This window comes from Amphritea sp. (assembly GCF_048266285.1).
In the GTDB taxonomy this organism is placed as follows: Bacteria; Pseudomonadota; Gammaproteobacteria; order Pseudomonadales; family Balneatricaceae; genus Amphritea.
Window position 1 is genome coordinate 173,281 of sequence record NZ_JBLWZV010000002.1, and the last position, 9,370, is coordinate 182,650.

Annotated in this window: 8 protein-coding genes and 2 tRNA genes; all 10 read left to right on the forward strand. The window is 46.7% G+C overall.

What is annotated here, in order from left to right; translation table 11 throughout:
* The first annotated feature begins 270 nt into the window (after positions 1 to 270).
* The 10 genes from ACN0T0_RS04330 (at position 271) to ACN0T0_RS04375 (ending at position 9,368) form a co-directional block, all read left to right on the forward strand.
* Positions 271 to 1,539 carry a cytochrome P450 gene (locus ACN0T0_RS04330; protein ID WP_417223694.1) on the forward strand — a complete coding sequence of 423 codons (1,269 nt, stop codon included), beginning with the start codon at positions 271 to 273 and terminating at the stop codon, positions 1,537 to 1,539.
* Complete coding sequence (locus ACN0T0_RS04335) at positions 1,532 to 2,446, forward strand: lysophospholipid acyltransferase family protein (RefSeq protein ID WP_417223696.1); 915 nt, start codon at positions 1,532 to 1,534, stop codon at positions 2,444 to 2,446. Before ACN0T0_RS04330 ends, ACN0T0_RS04335 begins: the two co-directional genes overlap by 8 nt.
* A gap of 99 nt (positions 2,447 to 2,545) precedes the next feature.
* On the forward strand, positions 2,546 to 3,037 hold the full coding sequence (locus ACN0T0_RS04340) for a CinA family protein (RefSeq protein ID WP_417223697.1): 492 nt from the start codon (positions 2,546 to 2,548) through the stop codon (positions 3,035 to 3,037).
* Positions 3,038 to 3,134: 97 nt separating this feature from the next.
* The gene (gene recA, locus ACN0T0_RS04345; protein ID WP_417223699.1) at positions 3,135 to 4,178 is read left to right on the forward strand and encodes a recombinase RecA; all 1,044 of its coding nucleotides are present in this window, start codon (positions 3,135 to 3,137) and stop codon (positions 4,176 to 4,178) included.
* A 116-nt stretch (positions 4,179 to 4,294) separates the two neighbouring features.
* A complete protein-coding gene (locus tag ACN0T0_RS04350) occupies positions 4,295 to 4,759 on the forward strand; it encodes a regulatory protein RecX (protein ID WP_417223701.1) in 465 nt (154 codons plus the stop codon).
* A 214-nt stretch (positions 4,760 to 4,973) separates the two neighbouring features.
* Positions 4,974 to 7,526: an alanine--tRNA ligase gene (alaS, locus tag ACN0T0_RS04355; RefSeq protein WP_417224016.1), complete on the forward strand. Its 2,553-nt coding sequence runs from the start codon at positions 4,974 to 4,976 to the stop codon at positions 7,524 to 7,526.
* Positions 7,527 to 7,565: 39 nt separating this feature from the next.
* On the forward strand, positions 7,566 to 8,801 hold the full coding sequence (locus ACN0T0_RS04360; protein ID WP_417223703.1) for an aspartate kinase: 1,236 nt from the start codon (positions 7,566 to 7,568) through the stop codon (positions 8,799 to 8,801).
* 149 nt (positions 8,802 to 8,950) lie between these two features.
* Positions 8,951 to 9,133 carry a carbon storage regulator CsrA gene (gene csrA / locus ACN0T0_RS04365; RefSeq protein WP_126157485.1) on the forward strand — a complete coding sequence of 61 codons (183 nt, stop codon included), beginning with the start codon at positions 8,951 to 8,953 and terminating at the stop codon, positions 9,131 to 9,133.
* Between the two features lie 67 nt (positions 9,134 to 9,200).
* Positions 9,201 to 9,290, forward strand: a tRNA-Ser gene (locus tag ACN0T0_RS04370).
* Positions 9,291 to 9,294: 4 nt separating this feature from the next.
* Positions 9,295 to 9,368: transfer RNA gene (locus tag ACN0T0_RS04375), tRNA-Arg, on the forward strand.
* The last annotated feature ends 2 nt before the right edge of the window (positions 9,369 to 9,370 follow it).

Here is a 9,370-nt window from a genome sequence, read left to right on the forward strand (position 1 = left end):
ACTACAATCTTTGTGATGCAATTGTCATATATTAGCGACTAGTGTAATAAGTTGTTTTGTTGTATATGTTTCCAGCAGAGAAAGCTGATTTCCTTGATAATTAACTGTTTTGGTCGATAAATAAACATGAAAACAACTGAAAGGCCGTCGTTATTTGTGCCAGTAAACGTATTGCGGGCAAAGTCATCGAAGCTTTTATTATGTCGGCTACCAGCCTTTCATCAGAATATGCTATCACTCTGGTCTGATAAGGCTTATAGAGCTAGAAAAATGTCATTCAAACTACTTAATCAGGAATACATTCTTTGTAACTCACCTGACACCGTGCGGCGTGTATTTCTTGATCGTCATGATATTTATGATAAAAAAAGCCCACAAATGAGACATGCTCTAAGGCCTTTGCTTGGAGATGGTTTGTTTGTCAGTGATGGCGCGCTTTGGAAGGCGCGTCGTAAAGCATGCTCACCTCCTTTTGAAAGTTCATATTTAGCTGATTTTGCTGCCATTATGTCGGCCTCATCTGTTGAAGTGTCGGAACGGTGGGAGGCGCTGCCGGAGGGGGCCACCGTTGATGTGCTGAATGAGATGGCACGGCTGACAGCACAGATTATTGGTCGTACTGTTTTTGGTGATGATGTATCAGATAATGATGCTGCCAAGGTTGTGAATGGTTTTACAGAATATCAACATACTATTAATCAGCTTGATTATGCGGATACCTTTGGTCTTCCTTTTCTTCGGCGCTTGGGTAATCCATTTAAACGAAAAAAAGCAGCTAAGGCTGCTGCTGAGGTCCATCAGGTTATCGATCAGATTATTGAGCGTTATAAGCATGGTAATAAGCCTGACCGTTTGACATTGTTATCGGTGCTGTTAGATGGGGATATGTCCTCTTTAGGACGAAGTGGTTGTCCTATGGGCGCTGAGGCAGCTAGGAATGAAGCGATTGTGATGTTTATGGCGGGGCATGAGACAACCGCTAACGCTTTGGCTTGGAGCTGGTATTTACTTGATGGTTGTGAGCGATCACGTCGCAAAATGTATGATGAGATTGATAGCGTCCTTCAGGGGCGAACGCCGACCCTAGGTGATGTTGCTAATTTGCCTTTTACGCGGGCAGTATTTGAAGAGTCGTTAAGGCTTTACCCACCGGTTCCGTTACTCAGTCGTGAGGCTCGTAGTGATGATGAGATTCGTGGCAGCAAAGTTAAAAAAGGCACTATTATGTTGGCATTACCCTGGTTGTTGCATCGGCATGAGCTGGAGTGGGAAAACCCTAATGCATTCTACCCTGAGCGGTTTATGCCGGGTAATCCGCGACCCGATAAGTTTCTCTATATTCCTTTCAGTGTCGGCCATCGAGTTTGTTTGGGATTACGTTTTGGTTTAACTGAAGGTATTTTATGTTTGGCAACGTTGGCGCAGCGTTTTGAGTTAAGGCTACCCGAGAATCATCAGGTAGAGATTGAGTGTCGATTAACACTGCGGCCTAAAGGTGGTTTGCCAATGGTGCTGAGTAAAAGAGGCGGGTATGAGTAAGCAGAAGTTCTCCATTCGACAACATTCAGAACTATTTATGGTTTCTGTGCTTCGTTTGTTACCAATCGATATGGTTTCTTCAATTGGAGCTTGGCTAGGCCGTCAAAGTGCACGTAGAGCTATTAGGTTGAAGCGGAAGTGGATTGTGCGATTACATCGCAACTTTGAGCGTTTGGAAGGGCTGACGGAGTATCGGGCAAGAGAACAGAGAATTATTCAACATGTTGAACATCTTGGTCGCGTTTATAGTGAATATGCGGTATTACACAAAATAGCCGTTCAACGCTTCAATATTGAAGGAAGAGAACGTATATCAGGTATTGATGGGCCAGTTATCTATGTGTGTGTACACACAGGACATTGGGAATTAATAGGGGAGGTAATAAGGCGTTTTGGCGGGAGTGTAGTGGCACTATATGACCCCATTCCAGATAAAGCACGCTTGAAAGTGGCTATGAATGTTCGTAAAAAATTTTGCCCCGAAAATGCTGGTACGCGTTATATTCCTGCTTCACCTAGGGCTGCAAGAGATATGATGAATTACCTTAAACAGGGTGAAAGCTTGTCGATATTCATTGACGAAGAGAAAGATGGGCTTGTTTGGGCGCCGGCGCTTGGGAGGAAAATCCCATTGGTTGGGAATCGAATGCTAGCAGCAAGGTTAGCTGTTAAGCAAGGTGTACCGGTTATTCCAATACATATTCAACGTAAAGAAGGTGCTAATTTTGAGGCAACGATCGAGTCTCCAATTTTACCGGATGATCGTTTAGATAAGAAGTTGGCCGCTGCAGAACTAGCCAAACAGTTGAATGATATTGCAGAACGATGGGTTAAGGAAGATATCAGTCATTGGTATTGGCTGGCTCAGTTGAATTTGGATAAGCCTTTCCCGAAGAAGGGATCGTGAAAAAGAAATATCACTTGTTTGCATAAGTCGGGATGAGGGAATGTCTTCTGGTCATGTCGTGTTTGGTCAATCAGTTTAGGGCAGTCAATAGGGCAGTCAATGGATACACAACAGCAAGTTAAAGTTTTGGCACAATTAGCTCAGGATAAGCAGGTCAGAGTTGCCACTGCTGAATCCTGTACCGGTGGTTGGGTCGCGCAGGAGATTACTGCGTTAGCTGGCAGCTCTGACTGGTTTGAGTGTGGCTTTGTGACCTATAGTAATGAAGCTAAGACTCAGATGTTGGGGGTGCCGTCAGAATTGTTTGTAACTGATGGTGCGGTCAGTGAGGCTGTTGTTATAGCGATGGCTGAAGGAGCCGTGGCAAACAGTTTGGCCAGCTTAAGTGTGTCGATCAGTGGCGTGGCTGGTCCCGGTGGTGGAACGCCGGAGAAACCGGTGGGTACTGTTTGGATCGGCTGGTATCTTGAAGGTGGTGTTGTTGATGCACGCTGTTTTCAGTTTGCCGGTGATCGCCATGCGGTGCGCTCCTCTGCGGTAACTGAAGCTTTAAAAGGGCTTATAAAACAATTAAGTAAAAGCACTGTATAAAAAAACATATTTTTTCCTTGCAAACGGAAGCCGCTATGTTAATAATGCTGGTCAAACATACAGTATTTTAACTGCGCTGCAGAGATAGGTCATTACAATGGATGCAAACAGACAGAAAGCACTTGATGCTGCCCTGAGTCAGATTGAACGTCAATTTGGTAAAGGTGCCGTTATGAAGATGGGGGATCACCCCCGGGAAGCGATTCCTGCAATCTCGACAGGCTCGCTCGGGCTAGATATTGCATTAGGCATAGGTGGTTTACCTACTGGCCGTATTGTTGAAATCTATGGGCCAGAATCATCCGGTAAGACAACACTGACGCTACAGGTTATTGCTGAAGCCCAAAAAATGGGTAAAACCTGTGCCTTTATCGATGCGGAGCATGCACTAGACCCAGGTTACGCGGAAAAGCTCGGCGTTAATGTCGATGATATGCTGGTGTCTCAGCCGGATACTGGTGAGCAAGCATTAGAAATCACCGATATGCTGGTACGCTCTAACGCGGTGGATGTATTGGTCATTGACTCTGTTGCTGCGTTGACGCCGAAGGCGGAAATTGAAGGCGAGATGGGCGACTCTCATATGGGGTTGCAGGCACGTTTGATGTCTCAGGCATTGCGTAAGCTGACGGGTAACGTGAAGAATGCCAATACTTTGGTTATTTTCATTAACCAAATTCGTATGAAAATTGGTGTTATGTTTGGTAGTCCAGAAACCACAACCGGTGGTAATGCACTTAAATTCTATGCCTCTGTTCGTTTAGATATTCGTCGTATTGGTGCTGTGAAGCAGGGCGATGAAATCGTTGGTAATGAGACCCGTGTGAAAGTGGTTAAGAATAAGGTGTCGCCACCCTTCCGGGAAGCTGAATTCCAGATCATGTATGGTTTAGGCATTTATCACATGGGTGAAGTGATAGATCTTGGCGTTAAGCATGGTTTTGTTGATAAGTCTGGTGCTTGGTATGCTTATCAAGGTACTAAGATTGGTCAGGGGAAGGCGAATGCAGCGAAATACTTGGAAGAGCATCCAGAGATTGCCGTAGAAGTTGAGACCGCTATTCGTGAAAAGCTGTTGGTCGTACCTGCTCCTAAAGAGAAAGACGAAAAAAAAGCCGCTGAGCCTCAGTTAGATCTGTAATGGTTTGTGTGCTATTTAATTAAGGAGCCTTTGGGCTCCTTTTTTGGTTGCTAGTTTTTTGGTCGTGGTTATATTGCTGCAACTTGTTAGAGATGGGCTGCTTGAGATAGATAAAGATGAAAGTATTTGAAACGTCAGCAGATGCAAAAAATGCGGCCATTGGTTTGCTCGCCAGACGGGAGCATTCTCGAAAAGAGTTGTGGGATAAGTTGTCGGCGCGTTGCGAATCAGTAGATCTTGATGCAGTGCTTGATGAGCTTATGGCTAAGGGGTATCAGTCAGATCAGCGTTTTACCGAAAGCTTTATACGTATGCGCGTAGGACAGGGGCAAGGGTTGATTAAAATTCGCTTCGAATTGCAACGTAAAGGCGTCGATAGTGAGTTGATCTCGAGCTCTTTTGAGGCGGCCGATATCGACTGGTTTGAATTGGCGGCCGATATGTATCAGCGAAAATACCGTACCGTACTGGATGTGACTGACTTCAAAGAAAGGGCTAAAAGAATGCGTTATATGTCTCAGCGAGGGTTTACGGCTGGGCAGATAAACTTCGCAATCGAAGCCGCGTCCGAACATGACTAGCGTGAAATTCTGCTAGCGCCACCGCAAAACCTCCTCGTTGTTGTCTTTCTCGAAAATGTGTCAGAAGGAAAAATATTCGTAGATTTAATCGTCTCGTTATATACTACTTCGCCATTTTTGTAATGATTTTTGTGTCTGTTTCTAAGTTTTTGTTTTGTATCGGAAACAGTGGTGTAACGGTTAGGTATTGCGAGCGATTAAAGCTATGAAAAATATGACAAGTGCTGAACTGCGTCAGGCCTTTCTGGGATATTTTCAATCTCAGGGGCATGAAATTGTTGAAAGTAGTTCACTGATTCCAGCGAATGACCCAACCCTGATGTTCACCAATGCGGGTATGGTGCAGTTTAAAGATGTTTTCCTTGGTAGCGATAAGCGTTCTTATAACCGAGCCACCAGTAGTCAGCGCTGTGTCCGTGCCGGGGGTAAGCATAACGACCTAGATAATGTTGGTTATACTGCGCGCCACCATACCTTTTTTGAAATGTTGGGTAATTTTAGTTTTGGTGACTACTTTAAGCGTGATGCGATCCGCTTTGCGTGGTACTTCTTGACAGAAATTCTTGAACTACCGAAAGAAAAACTCTGGGTCACTGTGCATATCTCTGATGATGAAGCAGAGAAGATCTGGAAGGACGAAATGGGTATCGATCCGGATCGCTTTTCTAAGCTAGATGAAGATAACTTCTGGTCAATGGGCGATACCGGACCCTGTGGTCCATCCAGTGAGATCTTTTATGATCACGGCGCTGATGTTTGGGGTGGGCCTCCGGGTAGCCCTGAAGAAGATGGCGATCGTTATATTGAGATCTGGAACCTAGTCTTTATGCAGTTCAACCGTTCTGCGGATGGCTCTATGGCGCCGTTGCCTAAGCCGTCTGTTGATACAGGTATGGGGCTTGAGCGTATTGCTGCGGTATTGCAGGGCGTGCATTCCAATTATGAAATTGATCTGTTTCAAAATTTATTAAAAGCAGCCTCGGTTGCTGTTGGTTGTAAAGAAACGGATACGCAATCGTTGCGAGTGATTGCCGATCATATTCGTAGCTGTGCGTTTTTGATTTGTGATGATGTTATCCCCTCGAATGAAGGAGCAGGTTATGTGCTGCGGCGGATTATCCGTCGGGCCGTACGCCATGGTAATAAGTTAGGCGCAAGCGGTGCCTTCTTCCATACGCTGGTGGCCGCATTGGTTACTGAGATGGGTGATGCTTACCCAGAGCTGAAAGAAAAGCAGGTTCAGGTTGAGCGCATATTGTTAAAAGAAGAAGAGCAGTTTGCTAAAACGTTGGATCATGGTCTGCGTTTATTGGAAGAGGTGATTGCCGGGCTGAATGGTACCGAGATTCCCGGTGAAACCGTTTTCAAACTGTATGACACCTATGGCTTCCCCGTTGATTTAACCGCCGATGTCGCTCGTGAGCGCCAGTTGACAGTCGATATGGATGGTTTTGACCAAGCGATGGAAGATCAGCGTAATCGTGCCCGTGCGGCGGGTAAGTTTAATGTTGATTATAACGATGCGCTGCACCTTGAAGGGCAGACCGAATTTACCGGTTATAACCAACTAGACGGCACTGCCAAAGTGGTGGCGTTGTTCTGTGATGGTGAGCCGGTTGAACAGTTGAAATCAGGTGATAACGGCATGGTCGTGCTGGATCAGACGCCGTTTTATGGCGAATCTGGCGGACAGGTCGGCGATACTGGCGTGTTAACAGCTGCCGGCGTTGAGTTCCGAGTGGAAGATTGTACTAAAGAATCGAAAAACCATCTGCATCACGGTGTGCTGGTGAGTGGTAGCCTGACCGTGGGTGATACAGTGACCCCTCAGGTGGATGAAGCAAAACGTCGTGCGACGGCTGTAAACCACTCGGCGACTCATATCTTGCATGAAGCGTTACGTCAGGTGCTCGGTGATCACGTACAGCAAAAAGGTTCGCTCTGTGATGCGGATCGGTTGCGGTTTGATTTCTCTCACTTTGAGGCGGTCAAGGCTGAAGAATTGAAGCAGATCGAGCAGATTTGTAATGAGCAGATTCGTCTGAATAGCCTGGTTCAAACCGATATTATGGATCTTGAAACAGCGAAGCAGACTGGCGCAGCGGCACTCTTTGGTGAAAAGTATGAGGATACTGTTCGGGTATTAACCATGGGCGACGGTTTTTCCGTTGAGCTTTGTGGTGGTACCCACGCTACTCGTACCGGTGATATTGCGTTACTGAAGATTGTCTCAGAAGGTGGTATTGCTGCGGGGGTGCGGCGTATTGAAGCGGTCACGGGTGCTAAAGCATTGGCATATATTGATCAGACTGCTGCGCAGTTGGAGGTAAAACTTCAGGAGCAAGCTGATAAGAATCGTCAGTTGGAAAAAGAACTGGAGCAGATGAAGACTCAGCTTGCCGCTGCTAAAGGCGCGGATCTGCTGGGTAATGCGTTTGACGTCAAAGGTGTTAAAGTTCTTGCGGAAAAATTAGAGGGTGTCGATCCTAAAGCACTGCGCGATACCATTGATCAGTTAAAAAATAAGCTGGGGAGTGGTGTGGTTGTTTTGGCCACCGTTGTTGACGGTAAAGTCAGCTTGGCAGCCGGTGTGACTAAAGATCTGACCGGTCAGGTGAAAGCCGGTGACCTAGTGCGTAACTTAACAGCGGCGCTGGGTGGTAAAGGGGGCGGTCGTCCTGACTTTGCCCAAGGTGGTGGTACTGATGCCGAGGCGTTGCCTGCGGTGCTTGCTACGGTTCAGCAGTTAGTCGAACAAAATTTGTAATGATAGCAGCCGTGAGGCTGATAAAGGGAACAGATAAGTATGGCCCTATATGTACAGAAGTATGGAGGCACCTCGGTCGGTACCGTTGAGCGTATTCAAGGGGTAGCCGATAAGGTCAAAAAGTTCCGCGAAGCAGGGCACGATATTGTTGTGGTTGTGTCTGCGATGAGTGGGGAAACAAACCGCTTAATTGGTCTAGCCAGTGAAATTCAGACGCAGCCTACGCCTCGAGAAATGGATGTGTTGTTATCGACTGGAGAGCAGGTCACCATTGCGTTGCTGTGTATGGCGTTGCAAGCGCGGGGTGTGAGTGCCCGCTCCTATACGGGTGGCCAGGTTAAAATTTTAACTGATGACGTGCATATGAAAGCGCGGATTCAGAATATTGAAGTCGATGCCGTACGTGCAGACCTGCAACAGGGCCGAGTGGTGGTTGTGGCTGGTTTTCAGGGCGTCGATCCGGACGGCAATATTACGACGTTAGGGCGTGGTGGGTCTGATACCACCGGTGTCGCGCTTGCGGCGGCGCTTAAAGCGGATGAATGTCAGATCTATACGGACGTAGATGGCGTATACACTACTGACCCTAGGGTGGTAGAAGGTGCGCGTCGTATGGATAAGATCACCTTTGAAGAGATGCTGGAAATGGCCAGCCTCGGGTCGAAGGTGCTGCAGATTCGTTCAGTTGAGTTTGCGGGTAAATATAATGTGCCACTCCGGGTTCTGCATAGTATTGAGGATGGCCCGGGCACGCTTATAACAACAGAGGAAGACAATACAGTGGAAAAACCGGTCATCTCAGGGATTGCATTTAACCGCGATGAAGCGAAGCTGACAGTTCTGGGTGTACCAGATATTCCAGGTGTTGCTTCTCGTATTCTGGGGCCTATTAGTCGGGCAAATATTGAAGTCGATATGATTCTTCAGAATGTTGCGGCGGATAATACAACGGACTTTACATTTACGGTTCACCGTAATGACTTTGCTGCCGCGCAGGAGATTCTTCAGAAGGTGCAAGAAGAGTTAGGTGCGCGTGAGGTTAGTGGGAACAATAAGATCGCTAAAGTGTCTATTGTTGGTGTGGGTATGCGTTCTCATTCAGGTGTCGCCAGCAAGATGTTCGATACACTCGCGGGTGACAATATCAATATTCAGATGATATCAACGTCTGAAATTAAGGTTTCTGTCGTCATTGCTGAAAAATATCTCGAGCTAGCGGTGCGTGGTTTGCACTCTGCTTTCGATCTAGACGCGGCTGATACAGTTAGCGAATAAACTTAACGGCAGTGGTCTATAGTTAGGCTACTGTTGAACAAATATAATGTTTAACGCAAGGTCACCCTGCGGCAACCCATTGTTTGTAATGACGCAAACAGGAGAGGTCAGGTCTGTAGTACTTGTCTGTTAAATAAGGAGATTTATCTATGCTTATACTTACACGCCGTGTTGGTGAAACCTTAATGGTTGGTGATGACGTTACCGTGACTGTTTTAGGTGTTAAAGGAAACCAAGTTCGCATTGGTGTTAACGCGCCTAAGGACATTTCTGTTCATCGTGAAGAGATCTATCAGCGTATTCAGAAAGAAAAAGAGCAGGAAAGTGAATAATCGCGATTTTATAGGATTAGCGCTTTTCTTTTGAAAATCAATCTTGTATTATACGCGCCGTTGTCAAGGTGAGATGGCCGAGTGGCTGAAGGCGCGCCCCTGCTAAGGGCGTATAGGGGAAACTCTATCGAGGGTTCGAATCCCTCTCTCACCGCCATTTAGCGCCCGTAGCTCAGCTGGATAGAGTACCTGGCTACGAACCAGGCGGTCGCACGTTCGAATCGTGCCGGGCGCACC

Coding starts and splice junctions, on each gene's coding strand:
- ACN0T0_RS04335 (WP_417223696.1), top strand. CDS start 1,532: ATGAGTAAGCAGAAGTTCTCCATTCGACAACATTCAGAACTATTTATG.
- alaS (WP_417224016.1), top strand. CDS start 4,974: ATGACAAGTGCTGAACTGCGTCAGGCCTTTCTGGGATATTTTCAATCT.
- ACN0T0_RS04330 (WP_417223694.1), top strand. CDS start 271: ATGTCATTCAAACTACTTAATCAGGAATACATTCTTTGTAACTCACCT.
- ACN0T0_RS04350 (WP_417223701.1), top strand. CDS start 4,295: ATGAAAGTATTTGAAACGTCAGCAGATGCAAAAAATGCGGCCATTGGT.
- ACN0T0_RS04340 (WP_417223697.1), top strand. CDS start 2,546: ATGGATACACAACAGCAAGTTAAAGTTTTGGCACAATTAGCTCAGGAT.
- csrA (WP_126157485.1), top strand. CDS start 8,951: ATGCTTATACTTACACGCCGTGTTGGTGAAACCTTAATGGTTGGTGAT.
- ACN0T0_RS04360 (WP_417223703.1), top strand. CDS start 7,566: ATGGCCCTATATGTACAGAAGTATGGAGGCACCTCGGTCGGTACCGTT.
- recA (WP_417223699.1), top strand. CDS start 3,135: ATGGATGCAAACAGACAGAAAGCACTTGATGCTGCCCTGAGTCAGATT.